The sequence below is a fragment of the Spirilliplanes yamanashiensis genome (assembly GCF_016863475.1).
GTDB lineage: Bacteria > Actinomycetota > Actinomycetes > Mycobacteriales > Micromonosporaceae > Spirilliplanes > Spirilliplanes yamanashiensis.
The window spans coordinates 1-17,002 of the sequence record NZ_BOOY01000011.1 but is presented as its reverse complement, the minus strand read 5'-3'; the positions used below and the strand labels follow the sequence as shown (position 1 = coordinate 17,002).

General features: G+C 73.1%; 15 protein-coding genes and 1 pseudogene. 1 reads left to right on the top strand and 15 read right to left on the bottom strand.

What is annotated here, in order from left to right; genetic code table 11:
• The first annotated feature begins 145 nt into the window (after window positions 1-145).
• A complete protein-coding gene (locus Sya03_RS09365) occupies window positions 146-1,357 on the top strand; it encodes an arginine deiminase (protein ID WP_203937825.1) in 1,212 nt (403 codons plus the stop codon).
• Here the strand turns inward: Sya03_RS09365 and Sya03_RS09360 are convergent.
• The 15 genes and pseudogenes from Sya03_RS09360 to Sya03_RS09290 all read right to left on the bottom strand — a co-directional run bounded on the left by Sya03_RS09360 (window position 1,344) and on the right by Sya03_RS09290 (window position 16,850).
• Window positions 1,344-2,225, bottom strand: a complete 882-nt coding sequence (locus Sya03_RS09360; RefSeq protein WP_203937824.1) for a DUF5926 family protein — start codon at window positions 2,223-2,225, stop codon at window positions 1,344-1,346. The two genes, Sya03_RS09365 and Sya03_RS09360, sit on opposite strands and share 14 nt — an antisense overlap.
• 64 nt (window positions 2,226-2,289) lie before the next feature.
• A complete protein-coding gene (locus Sya03_RS09355; RefSeq protein WP_203937823.1) occupies window positions 2,290-3,738 on the bottom strand; it encodes a sensor histidine kinase in 1,449 nt (482 codons plus the stop codon).
• Window positions 3,739-3,815: 77 nt separating this feature from the next.
• Window positions 3,816-4,619 carry a glycerophosphodiester phosphodiesterase gene (locus Sya03_RS09350; RefSeq protein WP_203937822.1) on the bottom strand — a complete coding sequence of 268 codons (804 nt, stop codon included), beginning with the start codon at window positions 4,617-4,619 and terminating at the stop codon, window positions 3,816-3,818.
• Window positions 4,619-4,954 carry a rhodanese-like domain-containing protein gene (locus Sya03_RS09345; protein ID WP_203937821.1) on the bottom strand — a complete coding sequence of 112 codons (336 nt, stop codon included), beginning with the start codon at window positions 4,952-4,954 and terminating at the stop codon, window positions 4,619-4,621. The genes Sya03_RS09350 and Sya03_RS09345 overlap by 1 nt, the downstream gene beginning before the upstream one ends.
• A 10-nt stretch (window positions 4,955-4,964) precedes the next feature.
• Window positions 4,965-6,011 carry an LCP family protein gene (locus Sya03_RS09340; protein WP_306889891.1) on the bottom strand — a complete coding sequence of 349 codons (1,047 nt, stop codon included), beginning with the start codon at window positions 6,009-6,011 and terminating at the stop codon, window positions 4,965-4,967.
• Between the two features lie 202 nt (window positions 6,012-6,213).
• A complete protein-coding gene (locus tag Sya03_RS09335) occupies window positions 6,214-7,482 on the bottom strand; it encodes an LCP family protein (RefSeq protein ID WP_203937819.1) in 1,269 nt (422 codons plus the stop codon).
• Window positions 7,483-7,594: 112 nt separating this feature from the next.
• Window positions 7,595-8,548: a UDP-glucuronic acid decarboxylase family protein gene (locus Sya03_RS09330; RefSeq protein WP_203937818.1), complete on the bottom strand. Its 954-nt coding sequence runs from the start codon at window positions 8,546-8,548 to the stop codon at window positions 7,595-7,597.
• Between the two features lie 51 nt (window positions 8,549-8,599).
• Window positions 8,600-10,270 (bottom strand): monocarboxylic acid transporter, encoded by a 1,671-nt coding sequence (locus tag Sya03_RS09325; RefSeq protein ID WP_203937817.1) that lies wholly within the window; start codon window positions 10,268-10,270, stop codon window positions 8,600-8,602.
• Window positions 10,267-10,650 (bottom strand): DUF485 domain-containing protein, encoded by a 384-nt coding sequence (locus tag Sya03_RS09320; RefSeq protein ID WP_203937816.1) that lies wholly within the window; start codon window positions 10,648-10,650, stop codon window positions 10,267-10,269. Before Sya03_RS09320 ends, Sya03_RS09325 begins: the two co-directional genes overlap by 4 nt.
• A 161-nt stretch (window positions 10,651-10,811) precedes the next feature.
• Window positions 10,812-11,369 (bottom strand): annotated as a pseudogene (locus Sya03_RS09315) (flavin reductase family protein); the annotation flags it as partial.
• Window positions 11,362-13,005 (bottom strand): ABC transporter permease, encoded by a 1,644-nt coding sequence (locus Sya03_RS09310; protein WP_203937814.1) that lies wholly within the window; start codon window positions 13,003-13,005, stop codon window positions 11,362-11,364. The gene Sya03_RS09310 and the pseudogene Sya03_RS09315, both read right to left, overlap by 8 nt.
• Window positions 12,996-13,751, bottom strand: coding sequence for an ABC transporter ATP-binding protein (locus Sya03_RS09305; protein WP_203937813.1), 756 nt, complete (start codon window positions 13,749-13,751; stop codon window positions 12,996-12,998). Before Sya03_RS09305 ends, Sya03_RS09310 begins: the two co-directional genes overlap by 10 nt.
• A 94-nt stretch (window positions 13,752-13,845) precedes the next feature.
• On the bottom strand, window positions 13,846-14,751 hold the full coding sequence (locus Sya03_RS30895) for an RlpA-like double-psi beta-barrel domain-containing protein (RefSeq protein WP_239107252.1): 906 nt from the start codon (window positions 14,749-14,751) through the stop codon (window positions 13,846-13,848).
• 96 nt (window positions 14,752-14,847) lie between these two features.
• A complete protein-coding gene (locus tag Sya03_RS09295; RefSeq protein ID WP_203937812.1) occupies window positions 14,848-16,515 on the bottom strand; it encodes a sodium/solute symporter in 1,668 nt (555 codons plus the stop codon).
• Window positions 16,512-16,850 (bottom strand): hypothetical protein, encoded by a 339-nt coding sequence (locus tag Sya03_RS09290; protein WP_203937811.1) that lies wholly within the window; start codon window positions 16,848-16,850, stop codon window positions 16,512-16,514. Before Sya03_RS09290 ends, Sya03_RS09295 begins: the two co-directional genes overlap by 4 nt.
• Between the last annotated feature and the right edge of the window lie 152 nt (window positions 16,851-17,002).

Here is a 17,002-nt window from a genome sequence, read left to right as displayed (position 1 = left end):
GCTCTCTGTGCCTACCGTAAGTGTTCGACCCCCTACGGAAGCAAGACGTGGGGCCGGAATGACGGGCGAATGACCCGGGATGAATGCCGCATTCACGCAGCGAACTTTTCCCGCATCGTGCATCCCGTCGGCTTACGCTCCGATGGTGACCCCATACGTCGACAGTGAAGTTAGCCGGTTGGGCACCGTCCTGCTGCATCGTCCGGGCCCGGAGTTGATGCGTCTCACACCCCGCAACAACGATTCGCTCCTGTTCGACGGGATTCCGTGGGTCGGCCGCGCCCAGGAGGAGCACGACGCGTTCGCCGAGGCGCTGCGCTCCCACGGCGTCGAGGTCCTCCACCTTGGACGGCTGCTCGCCGAGACGCTCGCCGTGCCGCGGGCCCGCGAGGAGCTGACCGCGGCCGCGCTCGCCGACCCGCGCCTCGGCGACGCCCTGCGCCGCCGCATCACCGACCACATCGTGGGGCTGGACGCCGAGGGCCTCGCCACCGTGCTCATGTCGGGCCTGGCCCACCGCGAGATCCAGCAGGGCGGCGGCGGCCCCCGCGGCCTCGTCTACGCCATGATGGACCCGCACGACTTCGTCATCGACCCGCTGCCCAACCTGCTGTTCACCCGCGACAGCAGCGTCTGGATCCGCGACCGGGTGGCCGTGACCAGCCTGGCGATGCCCGCCCGCCGGCGCGAGACCACCCTCACCGACGCGATCTACCGGCACCACCCGCGGTTCGCGGGCATCCAGCCGCTGTACGCCCCGGCGATGGAGCACGTCGAGGGCGGCGACGTGCTGCTGCTCGCCCCGGGCGTGCTCGCCGTCGGCGTCGGCGAGCGCACCACCCCGGCCGGCGCCGAGCGGCTCGCCCGGCAGGTGTTCGCCGCGGGCGCCGCCCACACCATCCTCGCCGTGCCGATCGCGCAGGAACGCGCCACCATGCACCTCGACACCGTCTGCACGATGGTCGACGTCGACGCCGTGGTCATGTACCCGGCCATCGCCGACTCCCTCACGGCCTGGACGGTGACGGCCGGCGACGACGGCGAGATCGACGTGGCGGGCCCGAAGCCGTTTCTGGCCGCCGCCGCCGAGGCGATGGGCATCGAGCGGCTGCGCCTCATCGACACCGGGCTCGACCCGGTCACCGCGGAACGCGAGCAGTGGGACGACGGCAACAACACCCTGGCCATCGCCCCGCGGCTCTGCGTCGCCTACGAGCGCAACATCGAGACCAACGCCCAGCTCGAACGCGCCGGCATCGAGGTCATCCGGATCGCGGGCTCCGAGCTGGGCTCCGGACGGGGCGGCCCGCGGTGCATGAGCTGCCCCGTCGCCCGCGCCCCGCTCAGCGCAGGGTGAGCTGGCGGCCGAGCAGGCCCTGCTTGGCGCGGCGGGCGGCCGCGTCGAGCGGGGCGGTGTCGGCCAGCGCGGCGGCGTACCGCTTCGCGAAGTCCGCCAGCGGGGCCTCCCAGTCGGCGGCCTCCGGCTCGTGCGGGATGTCCCAGACGGGCACGAGCAGGCCGTGCGCCCGGAACATGCCCGCGAACTTGGTGTTCTCGCCCAGCAGCAGCTCGCCCGCGCCGGACACCCGCGCCAGGGCGTTCAGGGCGGCGTCCTCCTCGTCCGGCAGCACCCAGCGCACGTGGCCCTTGTCGGGCACCCGGCACCAGTACGCGGCGTTCGCGGCCGACAGGCGCACCGTCGGGTAGATCGACGCGTTGGCGCGCTCCAGCGACGCCTTCACGTTCGGGTCGTCGGCCTGGGACTCGTCCAGCCAGTACTCGAAGCCCTCGTGCACCGTGATGTCCAGCGGGCCGTCGTCGAGGATGTCCTGCAGGCGCTCGCCCTCGCCGGGCAGCGCCGGCACCGCGACCGTGCCGCCGGGCTCGGTCTGCAGCGCGCTGAGGATCGCCACCGCCAGGTCGCGCGACACGTCGCCCGACTGCACGTGCCGCTGCAGGCCGACGAACACCCGGCCGTCCGAGCGGGTCATCGCCGGCCAGGCCATCGGCAGCACCGTCGACAGCGTCACCGGGCGGTCGCCGTACTTCTCCGCGTACTCGGGCTTCAGGCGCAGCGGGGCCGAGGCGGCCGGGACCAGCTCGCGCAGCGCGATCCACTCCGGCTCGTCGGCCAGTCCCTCGAAGGGCCTGGGTACGAAGATGTCGCGCACCTTCGGCTTCTTGTTCGGATCCGCAACCCGGGGGGTCTTCCGTCGCTTGCTCACGGCGAACCACACTAGGCCCCCCGCGGGGGAGAACCACCCACCCGGGGTGCCGTGTCCGAATCGATCAACCTCGGGGCAGCCGCACCTCGGCGACCGTGCCGCCGCCGTCGCGGGGGCGCAGCGACACCCACCCGCCCTGCCGCTCGGCCACCCGGCGCACCAGGTAGAGGCCGAGCCCGGCGCCCGGGTAGCGGCGGCGGTCGCCCGACTCGCCCTGCCAGAACCGGTCGAACGCGCGCTCCACGTGATCGGGCCGGATGCCGACGCCGCGGTCGCTGACCCGGAACAGCACGCTGCGCTCGTCCGCGCCCGCGCTGACCTCGATCGCCGCGTCGGGCTGCGAGTACTTCTCCGCGTTCGTCGCCAGCTCGGTCAGCAGGGTCGGAATGGAGCCCCGGTCGCCCATCGCCTTCGGCAGGCCGGCCGGGAGGTCCAGGACGAGCCGGTGGCGCAGGTTGGACGACAGGTCGGCGGCCGCGTGGCGCAGCGCGTCGACCAGGTCGAACCGGGCCGGGGGCGAGCCGCCCACCGGGCCGGCGTCGCTGGTGGCCGACAGCAGCCGGTCGACCAGCCGGGCGAGGTCGCCGGCGCGCTGGCCGATGACCCGCACCGCGTCGCGGCGGCCCGCCTCGTCCAGCTCGGCCCAGTGGTGGGTGAGGGTGTCGGCGTAGCCCTTGATGACCGTGACGGGCGTGCGCAGCTCGTGGCTGGTGACGGCGACGAACAGGTCCCGGTCGTCGTGCCGGCGGTCGGAGTCGGTGCTGTCGCGGAACGTCACCACCCGCAGCGACGGGGTGCCGCCCAGCTCGCCGGACGTCACCTTCAGCCAGCGGCCGTCCGGCAGCCGGTGCGACAGCACCTGACCGGGCGGCGGCACGCCGAACGGCAGCCGCTGGTGCAGCATCTGCGCGGCGGAGTGCCCGGTGACCCGCTCGGCGGCCGGGTTCCACAGCTGCACCGTGCCGCCGCGGTCGACGATCGCCAGCCCGTCCGCCAGCGCCGCGACCACCGGGCCGTCGCCGTGCACGGGCAGCCCGGCCTGCTCGCCGTACATGTGCGCCGCCGCGGTGGCCAGCATCGCCACCACCGCGCAGTGCTCGTCGTCGGGTGGCGGGTCGTCGGCGTGGTAGTAGACGTGGAACGTGCCCACCATCAGCCCGCCGATGTCGGCGCGGGCGGCGACCATCCGCACCAGCCCCCGGCCGCGCAGCTGCTGGGCCAGCTCCTCGGCCAGCTCGTCGATCGGCACGACCTGCGCGCCGGGGCCCGCCAGCCGGGCCTTCGCCGGGTCCACCGGCCGGCCCAGCGCCCACGCCGAGGAGCCCGTCGCGGCGATGATGCGGCCGTGCTCCGGCCCGTACTCGGCGAAGCTCGCCCCGCGGGCGCCCAGCACCCGCTCGGCCAGCCCCAGCAGCTGGGTCAGCGCCTCCAGGCCCGCCACGCCGGTGTTCGTGCCCGCCAGCGCGCGCGTCGCCCCCCGGACGAGCGCGGCGTAATCGGGTCGATCCGGCATGGCAGAGAGTCTGCCTCGCCGCGCGCCCGTTGTGCAGTGTGCGATGAGGCACTCCGCGCGATCATGCGCCGGGCGGTTCAGCCCAGCCGGCCGAGGACGAACCCCGGCCGGTCCGTGATCAGCCCGTCGACGTCCTGGGCGGCGAGCAGGTCCACGTCCTCGGCCTCGTTGACGGTCCACACGTACACCTGGTGGCCCGCGGCGTGCATCGCCGGGATCAGCCCCGGCCGGGAGCGGGCCAGGCCCACGCCGGGCCCGGCGATCTGCGCGCCGAACGGCAGCCGCCCCCGCCCGACACCCGGCGGCGCGATCTCCATCAGGTAGACGGTGGGCAGCCGGGGCGCCAGGTGCCGCACGCGGCGCAGCGCCAGCGCCGAGAACGACATGACGGTGACGCGCACCGGGTCGCCCGCGACCGGGTCGGCCAGCCCGTACCGGGCGAGCTGCTTGACCAGGCGGCGCTCCACCTCCGGGCCGTACCGGGACGGGTGCTTCGTCTCGACCAGCAGCCGCACCGGGCGGTCGGCGGCGCGCACGGCGTCGAGCAGCCGGGCGAACGTCAGCAGCCGGGTGCGGTCGCCGTCCTCCGGGCTCTCGTCCAGCGCCGTCGCGGCGGCGGCCGCCATCTCGGCGTGCCACGAGCCGAAGTCGAGCGCGTCCAGCTCGGCCAGCGTGTACCGGCTGACCCGGCCGCGGCCGTTGCTGGTGCGGTCGAGCCGGCGGTCGTGCACGCAGACGAGGTGGCCGTCGCGGGTGAGCCGGACGTCGCACTCCAGCCCGTCGGAGCCCTCGTCGAGGGCCCGCAGGTAGGCGGCCAGCGTGTGCTCCGGCAGCGCCTCGGAGGAGCCGCGGTGCGCGAAGACCAGCGGCCGGCCGGCCACTACAGCACCCGGGCCGGCTGTCCGTCCTCGCTGACGAGCTCGCGCCCGGCGTCCTGCCAGGCGCCCATGCCACCCGCGAGGTTGCGCACGTTGTCCCAGCCGTGCTGCATCAGGTACGCCGTGACCTGGGCGGAGCGCCCGCCGGACCGGCACACGACGACGACGTCGCCGTCCTCGGGAATCTCGGCGATGCGGGCCGGCACCTCCATCATCGGCAGATGGTGGGCGCCGGGCGCGTGGCCGGCGGCCCACTCGTCCGGCTCGCGGACGTCGAGCAGGTAGGCGCTCGCGCCGACCTCGGGCGTGGTGACGGTGGGAACCTGTGGTCCGAACACGGACGAAACCCTACTTCTCCCGGGCCACGACCGACGGGTTCTGGATGACGAATTCGGCGAGCCGGTCGTTCTTGATCGCCTCGAACATGGCCTGGCTCTCCGGGTTGAAGACCTCCCGGCCGGCGCTGTTGCCCGAGAACGTGCCGCTGTTGGTGCGCAGCAGCACCAGGTCGTTCGCGGCGACGCCGCGCAGCGTGAAGATGAAGTCGGCCAGGTCGACGCCGCCCGTGTCGAGCGTGAACGCCTTGCCGGCCGCCTGCATCAGGCCCTTGAGCTTGAGCGGGTTCGACATCACGCCGCCGTCGGTGGCCTTCTTCGCCATGGCCTTGAGCAGCTGCTGCTGGTGGCGCTGGCGGTCGTAGTCGCCGTTCTTCAGGCCGTAGCGCTGGCGGGCGAAGTCGAGCGCCTCCCAGGCCTTCATGGTGCGGCAGCCCTTCTTGTGCACCACCGGCTCCTGGAGGCGGCCCAGCTTGCGGGCGTCGGCCTTGTAGAGCGGCTTGCCGTCGACCCAGTACATGTGGGCAGACTTGACCTCCTGGTCGACGCACATCCGCACGCCGCCCAGCTCCTCGATGACGCCCTTGAAGCCGCCGAAGTCGATGATCGCCGCGCCGTCGAAGCTGATGCCGGTGTTCTGCTTGACCGTCTTGGCCATCAGCTGGGCGCCGCCGTCCCAGCCGGCGCCGTGCTGGGCGCCGTGGAAAAACACCTCGGTGGCCTTGGTGGTGCCGCCGGGCCACTGCGAGCTCGGGAACGCCGGCGACGTCAGCTCGGTGTCGCGCGGGATCGACACCAGGTACGCCTGGTCGTGGCTGGCCGGGATGTGCAGGACGATGATCGTGTCCGCGCGGGTGTCGTTGATGTCCCAGTCGGGGCGCACGTCGACGCCGAGCAGCAGCATGTTGATCGGGCCGTCGAGGCTCTTGCCGGTGACCTGGTCGGCGTCCTCGTCGGCGATCAGCTTGCCCTGGGTGATCGCGTCGGTGGCGCTGGCGATGAGCATCTTGCTGCCGACGATGCCGGCGCCGCTCGCCATCATGAGCACGGCGCCGAACACGACCGTCAGCCGCGCCCAGAGCGGATCTTTCCGTTTCTTACGCTTCGTGACATTCGTGGGCGCGACCGCGCGGCTCGGCGGCGCCGCGGGGCGCCGGGGTGCTTGCACGGCCATGGGCTGAACTCCAGGTGAACGGGGATCGGCCAGCCCACTGTACGGAGTTCGTCAATGCCCGTGCGAGACCTTGATTGTTTCCGGACAACTACGTTCCGGCACTGGGCTTGGCCTTCGGGTCGTTCGCCGCGACCCATTCCTTCATCTTGTCCTCGGTCATCGCCTTGTACATGGCGATCGCCTTCTCGCGGTCGGACACGACCACGGACTCGCCGCCGATCGTCTCGCTGCCCACGTTGGGGTTGGTGAGGAAGTGCAGGTTCTCGCCGCGCAGGTTGCGGAACTGCAGGGCCATGTCGACGATCGAGAAGCCCTCGTCGACGGTGACCGCCGCGGTGGTCGCCTTGAGGAACGCGTTGAGCTTGCCCGGGTTCGCCAGGGTGCCGCTGCTGACCGCCTTGTCCATGAGCGCCCGCAGGAACTCCTGCTGGTGGCGCATCCGGGCGAAGTCGCCGTCCGGGAACTGCTTGCGCTGGCGGATCCAGTCGAGCGCCTCTGCGCCGTTCATGTGGTTGACGCCCTTCTTGAACGTCCGGAACGGCCGGTGGATGCTCTTGGTGGTGCGCTCGACCTTGAGGTCGACGCCGCCGAGCGCGTCGGTGACCTCCTTGAAGCCGCCGAAGTCGATCGCCATGACGTGGTCGAGGCGCACGTCGGTCATGCACTCGACGGTGCGCACCGCGCGGGGCAGGCCGCCGAACGCGAACGCCGCGTTGATCTTGTGCCGGGAGCCGGTGCCGCACGCCGCGTCGGAGCTCTCCGGGATCGTCACGTGCAGGTCCCGCGGGATCGAGACCAGGTAGGCCTCGCTGTGGTCCGACGGGATGTGCATGACGATGATCGTGTCGGCGCGCCACTGGCTGGCGTCGTTGATCGGGGCGTCCGGGTCCCGCGAGTCGGTGCCGACCAGCAGGATGTTCAGCGAGCCGTCGACGGTCTTCGGCGGCCGGCCGCCGGTGATCTCCGAGAACGGGTCGGTCCGGGCCAGGTCGTCGTCGAGGTTCGAGGCGTAGATGTACGCGCTGCCCGCGCCGATCAGGCCCAGCACGATCGCGACCACGCCGGCCACCAGGGCGATCCGGCCCCACTTCGGCTTCGGCCGGCCCCGGTACGGCTTCCCGCCGCCCGCGCCGCGCCCCGGCCCGCCCGGCCCACGGCCGCCGCCCCCGCCGCCCGTCGACCGGCGCGGCGGCTCGAGCTCGTCGTAGTCGTCGTACCCGGAGACGGGAGGGCGGGCGCTGCCGTATGCGGCGCCCTGCCGGTAGGCGGCGGTTCCGCCCCCGGCGGCCGGGCGTGCCGCGCCCGACACGGAAGCGCGGCCTGACGAGCGACCCTGGGGCGAAGCCGTGGTTGACATGCCCTCCAGATTACGAGCCCGGAACCAGGCAAACACGGCATCCACACCGCTGCGGCACGAACCCGGGAGAGAAAAACTCCCGGTAGCAGGGCGGTGACTCAGGTGTGCGGAATCAGGCCCGGAAATACTCGATCGTGCGCGCCAGGCCGTCCTCCGGGCCCACCTCGGGCTCGTAGCCGAGCAGCGTGCGGGCCAGCGTCAGGTCGGGGCGGCGCTTCTCCGGGTCGTCCGCGGTGCGCGGCACGAAGATCACCTCGGAGTCGCTGCCGGCCAGCCGGACGATCAGTTCGGCCAGCTCACGCATGGTCAGCTCGTGTTCGGTGCCGCAGTTGACCGGACCGGTCTCGCCCGAGTCGAGCAGCAGCAGGATGCCGCGCACCAGGTCGTCGACGTAGCAGATCGAGCGGGTCTGGTCGCCTGTGCCGTGCACGGTGATCGGCTCGCCGCGCAGCGCCTGGCTGATGAAGGTGGGGATGGCCCGGCCGTCGTCGGGGCGCATCCGCGGGCCGTACGTGTTGAAGATCCGCACGATGGCCGTGTCGAGGGAGTGGAACCGGTGGTAGGCCATCGTGGCGGCCTCGCTGAAGCGCTTCGCCTCGTCGTAGACCGCGCGCACCCCGATCGGGTTCACGTTGCCCCAGTACGACTCGGGCTGCGGGTGCACCACCGGGTCGCCGTACGCCTCGGAGGTCGACGCCATCAGGAACCGGGCCCGGTCGGCGTGGGCCCGCTCCAGCATCGCCAGGGTGCCCGCCGAGCCGACCTTCAGGATCTCCAGCGGCAGCTTCGCGAAGTCGGTGGGGCTGGCCGGCGACGCCATGTGCAGCACGGCGTCGAAGCGCCCCGGCAGCGGCGGCAGGCCCTCGCTGACGTCCGCCTCGACGAGCGTGAACCGCGGCTCGGCGGACAGGTGGGCGACGTTGTCCTTGCTGCCGGTGACGAAGTTGTCGACCGCGGTCACCTCGCAGCCGCGCGCCAGCAGCGCGTCGACGACGTGGGACGGCACGAACCCGGCGCCGCCGCTGACGAGGACCCGGCTACCGGCGCCGTACCGCTGCTCGACCATGCCGACACCCTACCGAGCGGGGCCCGCGCGGGCCCCGCTCGGTGCGGGCGGTCAGTGCGCGCCGTGTCCGGTGAGCGCCCGGACCTCGAGCTCGGCGAACTTCTCCCGGTCGTTCTCCTTGCTCAGGATCGTCCCGAGCCAGCCGGCCAGGAAGCCGATCGGGATCGAGATGAGGCCGGGGTTGGACAGCGGGAACCAGCTGAAGTCGACCGTCTTGAACATCGAGGTGGCCGAGCCGGACACCACCGGCGAGAAGAACACCAGCACGACGGCCGAGACGATGCCGCTGTACGTGGCCCACAGCGCCCCGGAGGTGTTGAACCGCCGCCAGAACAGGCTGTAGAGGATCGTCGGCAGGTTGCCGGACGCCGCCACCGCGAACGCCAGCGCCACCAGGAACGCCACGTTCAGGCTCTGCGCGAAGATCGACAGGGTGATCGCGACCGCGCCGATCGCGAACGCCGCGATGCGGGCGACCCGGACCTCCTGCCGCTCCGACGCCTCGCCACGCTTGATCACGTTGGCGTAGAAGTCGTGCGCCAGGCTCGACGAGGACGCCAGGGTCAGGCCCGCGACCACCGCGAGGATCGTGGCGAACGCGACCGCCGCGATGATCGCCAGCAGGGTGGCCCCGCCGATGTCGCCGCCGAAGAACTCGACGCCGAGCGCCTCGGCGAGCTGCGGCGCCGCCGTGTTGCCGGCCGCGTCCTGCTCGCGGATCGCCGCGCCGCCGACCAGCGCCGCCGCGCCGAAGCCCAGCGCCAGGGTCAGCAGGTAGAACGTGCCGATGATGCCGATGGCCCAGAGCACGCTCTTGCGGGCGGTCTTCGCGGTGGGGACGGTGTAGAACCGGATGAGGATGTGCGGCAGGCCGGCCGTGCCGAGCACCAGCGCGATGCCCAGCGACAGCAGGTCCATCTTGGAGTAGAACGTCGCCGAGGCGCTGGCGCTCTCGACGCCGTACCGCAGGCCGGGTTCGAGGAACGCCGCCCCCTTGCCGGACTGCTGCGCCGCGTCGCCGAGCAGCGACGACAGGTTGAACTTGTACTGCGCCAGCACCAGGATCGTCATCAGCAGCGCGCCGCCCATGAGCAGGAACGCCTTGACGATCTGCACGTAGGTGGTGCCCTTCATGCCGCCGACGGTCACGTAGATGATCATCAGCGCGCCGACCAGGATGATCGTGGCCACCTTGGCGGTGTCCGCGTCCATGCCGAGGAACGTCGTGCCCGGGCGGATGCCCAGCAGCAGCGCCACCAGGGCGCCCGCGCCGACCATCTGGGCCAGCAGGTAGAAGATCGACACGGTGATCGTGGAGACCGCCGCCGCCGTGCGCACCGGCCGCTGCCGCATCCGGAACGCCAGCACGTCCGCCATCGTGTAGCGGCCCGAGTTGCGCAGCAGCTCCGCCACCAGCAGCAGCGCCACCAGCCAGGCGACCAGGAAGCCGATCGAGTACAGGAAGCCGTCGTAGCCGTACAGGGCGATCAGGCCGGCGATGCCGAGGAACGACGCCGCCGACATGTAGTCGCCGCCGATCGCCATGCCGTTCTGGAAGCCGGAGAACGACCGGCCGCCCGCGTAGAAGTCCGTGGCCGTCTTGGTCTGCCGGCTCGCCCAGACCGTGATGCCGAGGGTGATCGCCACGAACACCAGGAACAGCGTGATGGTGAGGGTGCGGGCCGTCGAGTTCGACGCCTCCGCCGCCAGGAAGTCGCTCACTTCGCCTCCCCGGCGTCCAGGTCGGCCTTGATCTTCTCGGCCGTGGGGTCGATGTTGCGGTCGGCGTAGCGCGAGTACGCCCACGCGATGGCGAACGTGGACACGAACTGGAGCAGGCCGAAGACCAGGGCGACGTTGATGTTGCCGATGATCTTGAGGCCCATGAAACCGCGCGCGTACGCGGAGAGCAGCACGTACAGGGCGTACCAGAGGAAGAAGGCCACGGTCATCGGGAAGATGAACCGGCGGAGCGCTCGGCGGAGCCCCGCGAACTCGGCGGAGTCCTGAACGGCGATGTAGCTGCGGGCCGGGGTCGCCGGCGCGGGCTGCCGATCGGGATCCGCCGCCTGCGCGGCACTGTCGGGGACGTCGGTCGTCATGCGGAAGCTCACCACCTTCGTGGGAGTGGACTTTCGCGCACGGTAGGAGCGGTGCGGCCGGATGTGGAAGGCGCCCGCGGACGGCCGGTCGTCGGCTGCGCCGAGCGGCCGGTACGGTGCGCCCAGTGACCCGCGTCACCACCGCTCGGCGCGCGGCCCGCTCAGCCGGCCAGCGTCCGGTACCTCCCGCGGTGGTGCAGCAGCGGCCCGGTGTCCGGTCCGACCTCCACCGCCTCGATCGTGCCCCGCACCAGCAGGCCCCAGCCGAACGGCTCCGCGCCGTCGAGCCGGCAGCCCGCCCACGTTCCGCCCGGCACCGGACCGTACGGCGTCTCGTGCCACCGCTCCTGCGCGAACAGCCCGCCCGGCGCGGGCATCAGCCCGGCGAACCGGTCGGCGAGCTGCCGGTCGGCCGCCGTCAGCGGGGCCACCGCGAACCGGCCGGCGTGCTCCGCCTCCGCCCAGAACTCGCTCTCGGCGTCCACCACGCCCAGCACGCGGGCCGGGTCGCCGTCGGCCACCACCGTCGACGACACCGTCAGCCCGGCCGGCCCCGGCGTCGTCCACAGCGTGACCGGCGACGCCAGCCGCCCGCGCAGCCGGCGGGTCGGCGAGCGGTCCGCCTCCGGGGTGGCGAAGGGGTCGCTGTGGTGGATCCGGCCGCCCGGCCCGTCGGGGTTCACGCCGACCATTCTGCCGTCGCCCGCCCGGTCAGTGCCGGGGGTTGACCGCCTGGAGCAGCTCGGGCATGCGCCGGTCGAGCAGCTTGCCCGACAGGTGCGCGCCCAGGGCGTAGAACGCGCCGCCGTACACCAGCCCGACCGGCAGCGCCGCCCACAGCCAGGCGTCGCCGAGCAGCAGGCCCGCGATGACGTACGGGGCGCACAGCACCGCCGCCACCAGCATCGCCGCGAAGCTGTACAGGCTCTTGGCCATGCCGCCGCCGGACGAGATGGCGAACGGGTTCGAGGTGTCGGGCATCGCGTACGCGCCGAGGATCGACACCGGCAGCACCGCGGCGAGGCCCGTGCCGTACGCCGCGAGCAGGATGCCCGCCAGGGCCGGGATCCACTCCGGGCGCCCCGCGAGCGAGCTGATCACCACGGCGACGACTCCCATGATCGGGGCGACGTACACGGTCAGGCCGAGCACGCGGCTGTGCAGCTCGGCCCGGCCGGGAACGGCCGCGACCACGTTCGCCGCGTACGCGGTGCCCTCGTAGCCGAACTGGTTGGCCAGGTTCACGGCCGCCAGCGCCCCGACGAAGATCATCGAGATGGAGGCGGCGGTCAGGCCCGCGTCGTCGTTCGACATCGAGATCGAGATGGGCAGCACGATGCCGACCACCGCGAACGTGATGACGCCGGCCCGCCGCCGGGCCTCCCGCCACCAGTAGCGGACCTCCCGGCCGACCAGCGCGCCGAACCGGTTGCGGGGCAGCCCGCCCGCCAGCAGCCGCTGCGTCGGGGTCAGGGCGCGGCCGCGCCGGCCCACGGCCGCCGGGCCGCCGCCCGCCGCCGTGCCGATCATGGCGCTCTCCAGCGAGCGCGACCACCACGCCAGCAGGCCCGCGATGGTCACCCCGACGATCACGAGCTTCAGGGGTACGGCCCACCAGCGGCCCTCCGCCACGTCCGCGCCGAGGGTGTACGGGGCGCCCAGCGGCGTCCAGCCGACCACGGTGACCGCACCGGCGAAGCGCGCCCAGTCGGTGGCCGCGGCGCCGTTCATGACGACGAGCTGCAGCGGGGCGATCAGGGTGGCCAGCACGGCCAGCAGCACGGCGGCCAGGTCGCGGGACCGGCGCGAGCGCAGCGCCGAGGCGAACGCGCTGGTCACCGCCCGGCTCAGCGCCACACACAGCAGCAGCCCGGACACCACGCCGACGAACGCGGCCAGCCCGGCGGCGACCCCGTCGAGCAGGATCGCGCCCAGCACCAGCCCGCCCGTGGCGATCAGCGTCGCCACGGCCGGGATGCCCGTCAGCGCCGCCGCGAACAGGCCCTTGACCAGGGTGCGGCGCGGCAACGGCAGCAGCGCGAAGCGGGCCGGGTCGAGCGACTCGTCCACGCCGAAGAACACCAGCGGCAGCAGCAGCCAGCCCAGCACCAGCAGCGCCCCGCCCAGCGCCGCCGCGATGCCGTAGCCGCGCACCGAGTCCAGCGCCCCCGGCAGCATGAACAGCACGAAGCCGCCGGCCGCGAACAGCAGCGCGTAGAACACGCCCAGGACGAACAGGATGATCTTCCAGGTGGCGCCGCGCAGGCCGTTGGCCGTCACCCGCAGCTTGAGCCTGACGAAGTGCCCGGTGGAGACCGGCCGGGTGGCGGCCACCGGCAGCGCGGTCACAGCCATGCCAGCTCCGACCCGGTCGAGGTGCGGCCGCCGACGACCTCGACGAACACGTCCTCCAGGCTGCGAGCGCCGCGCACCTCGTCGATCGTGCCGACCCGCTTGATCGTGCCCGCCGCGAGGATCGCCACGTGGTCGCAGAGCCGCTCCACGACCTCCATCACGTGGCTGGAGAACACCACCGTGCCGCCGCCGGACACGTACCGCTGCAGGATGTCGCGGATCAGCGCCGCGGACACCGGGTCGACCGCCTCGAACGGCTCGTCCAGCACCAGCACCCGGGGGCCGTGCAGCAGCGCGCACGCCAGGCCGATCTTCTTCTTCATGCCGGCCGAGTAGTCGACCACGAGGGTGCGGTTGTCCGCGCCCAGCGCCAGCACGTCCAGCAGCTCCGTCGCGCGCTGGTCGACGACGCCGGGCTCCATGCCGCGCAGCAGGCCGTGGTACGCCAGCAGCTCCGCCCCGGTGAGCCGGTCGAACAGGCGCACCCCGTCGGGCAGGACGCCGAGCAGGCGTTTCGCCTCCACCGGGTCGGCCCACACGTCGTGACCGAGCACCTGCGCCTGGCCGGCGTCGGGGCGCAGCAGCCCCACCGCCATCGACAGGGTGGTGGTCTTGCCGGCGCCGTTCGGGCCCAGCAGGCCGAAGAACGAGCCGACCGGGACGTTCAGGTCCACACCCGACACTGCGAGGGTGGTGTCGAACCTCTTCACCAGGCCGTGCAGGGCCAGCGCCACGTCGTTGATCACCTCACCAACGGTATCCGCAGCTCACCGGCCCCGCGTCGGCCCGAAGTACGATCCGGGCCCGTGCCGCAGCACGAGCCCGGATTGATAGGGATTGTCAGCCGACGCGCTCGATGACGGCCCGCCGGATGAGGAACTTGCCCGGCTCGCGGACCTGCTCGAAGGCCGCGTTGTTCAGCAGCGCGCAGCTGCCGGACACGCTGGTCACCTCGACCGTCGTGGACTTGTTGTTGTCCAGGTTCGTCACCTTCAGCACCGTGCCGACGGGGTGCGTGCCGCTCGACGCGGCCGGCGCGCCGCCCTCGCCCGACAGCGTCACGGTCGAACCCTGGCAGACGACGTCACCGGACGCGGCCGGGGGAGCCGCCGCGGGCGGAGCGGCGGCCGGGGGAGCCGCCGCGTCGTCGCCGGCGTCGGCGCCACCGTCGGCGCCACCGTTCGCGCCGCCGTTGCCATTGCCGTTGCCCTGGTTGCCCCGGCCGTTGCCGTTGCCCTGGTTGCCGTTGGCGTTGCCGTTGTTGCCGTTCTCGTTCCGCCCGCCGTTGCCACCGGCATTGCCGTTGCCGTTCCCGCCGGCGTTCCCGTTGCCGCCCGCGTTCCCGTTGCCGTTGCCACCGGCATTGCCGTTCCCGCCCGCGTTGCCGTTGCCGTTGCCGCCCGCGTTCCCGTTGCCGTTCCCGCCCGCGTTCCCGTTGCCGCCGGCGTTGCCGTTGCCCGCGTCGGCCTGGACGTCAGCGGTGCACCCTGCTGTGGCGCGCCGTTGCTGAATCAGGTCGACGACCGCCTGCCGGTTGGCGATCCGGGCCTCGGCCAGCGCGTCGGGGTTCGCCCGCTGGCCGGCGATGAAGTTCAGGTTGTTGCGCAGCGCCTGGTCGAGCCCGACGCAGGACTCCGCGGCCTGACCCATCCCGGTGCTGACCGCCAGCGCCCCGCCGAGCAGCGCCGCCGCGGCCCCACCGATCACCATCTTGCGCGTCCGGCCGCTCATTCCGCGTCGATACATGCACCGCTCCTTCTCACCTCAGGGACCGCCCCGTTGCGGTACCGGGAAGTACGGGACGGCTCCGGGCGCGGGTTCACGACGCAGCGCGACGGTTCCTTAAAGCTTCTTTAGCGCGATCTCCGGGGCGTGCAGGCGCAGCATCGTGGCGCCGACGTCCGCCGGGACGCGGGCGCGGGTCAACAGCGAACCCACCACCATCACCGTGAACGCGAGCGGCACCGTCCACGCCGCGGGCTGCCCCAGCAGCGCCGCCGGCCAGCCCGACAGGGGCGGCCCCGCCACCGTCATCAGCACCGCCAGCATCGCCGCGCCGCCGCCGGCCAGCACGCCCGCCGCCGCGCCGGCGTCGGTCAGGCCGCGCCACCAGATGCCGAGGACCAGCAGCGGGCAGAAGCTCGACGCCGCCACCGCGAACGCCAGCCCGACCACCTGCGACACGTCCAGGCCGGAGACGCCCAGCGACAGCGCCATCGGCACCGACGCCGCCAGCAGCGTCGCCGCCCGGAAGTCGCGCACCGAGCCGCGCCGGGCCGTGCCGTTGGTGTCGCCGTGCAGCACGTCGGTGAACAGCACCCCGGCCACGCTGGTCAGCAGGCCCGAGCTGGTGGACAGGAACGCGGCCAGCGCGCCCGCCGCCACCAGCGCGCCGAGCAACCGGCCCGTCGTCCCGCCGCCCAGGGCCGCCTCCGGCAGCAGCAGCACCACCGCGTCGGTCTGCCCCGTCATCAGCAGCTGCGGGGTGTAGATGCGGCCCAGCACCCCGTACAGCGTGGGCAGCAGGTAGAACAGGCCGACCAGGGCCAGCACGACCAGCGTGGTGCGGCGGGCGCTGGCGCCGTCCGGGTTCGTGTAGAACCGCACCAGGACGTGCGGCAACCCCATCGTGCCGAGGAACGTGGCGAGGATCAGCGAGTACGTGGCGAACAGGCCGCGGTCGCCCGCCCCGGGATCCCCGGGCAGCAGCCAGTCCAGGCCGTGCCGTGCGTCGACGCCCGACACCTGGGGCGCCGGGTCGCCCGGCTCATAGGTCAGGACGGTGCCGGCGCGTACCTCCTCGGTCGTGCCGTCGGGCAGGGTGAGGGTGGCGTCGTTCTCGACCACGACGGTGGTCGCCACCGCGAACGTCGGCTCCGGCGGCGTCACCGCGGGCCGCCCGTCGGCCTGCCACTGCATCAGCAGGAACACCACAGGGACGGCCAGCGCGGTCAGCTTCAGCCAGTACTGGAACGCCTGCACGAACGTGATGGCGCGCATGCCGCCCAGCGCCACGTTCGCGGTGACGACGACCCCGACGACGACGGCGCCCAGCGCGTACGGGCTGCCCGTCACCGTGGCCAGCGTCAGCCCGGCGCCCTGCAGCTGCGGCACCAGGTACAGGCAGCCGATACACACCACGAACACCGTCGCCAGCCGCCGCAGCCCCGGCGAGTGCAGCCGCACCGTGCAGAAGTCGGGCAGCGTGAACGCCCCCGACCGGCGCAGCGGCGCCGCCACGAACAGCAGCAGCGCCAGGTACCCGGCCGCGAACCCCACCGGGTACCAGAGCACGTCGACGCCGTACTTGAGCACCAGCCCGGCGACGCCGAGGAAACTGGCCGCCGACAGGTACTCGCCGCTGATCGCCGCCGCGTTCCACGCCGGGCTCACCGACCGCGACGCCACCAGGAAGTCGGACGTGGTGCGGGCGAACCGCAGCCCGTACAGCCCGATGCCGACCGTCACCAGCGTGACCACCACCAGGGTGGGCACGACGTACGGGTTCACCGGTCCCGCTCCCGCGCCACCACGGCGGCGAAGTCCTGCTCGTTGCGCTCGGCCAGGCGCACGTACGCCAGGCCCACCACCACCAGGAACGGGAACGCCGCCGCCCCGAGCAGCAACCACGGCAGCGTGACGCCGACGACCTTCGCCTGCCCCACGTCCGGTGCCACCACGAACAGCAGCGGCAACCCGCCCAGCCCGACCACCACGACGAGCGCCATCCGCAGGGCGAGCGCGAGCTGCGCCCGGACCAGCCCGCGCACCAGGGCGGCCGTCACCGGGGTCTGGCCGCCGGCGGGCTCCGCGGGCGGCTCCCGGTTCGCGGCCTGGGCCAGCACGACCCGGGTACGCCGCCCGCCCGCGCCCGGGTCGTCACCGCCTGGCCCGCTCGCGCCGGGCCCGCTCGCGCCTGGCCTGCTCGCGCCGGGCCCGCTTGCGCCGGGCCCGCTCGTGCCGGGCCCGCTCGCGCCGGGCCTGCTCGTGCCGGGCC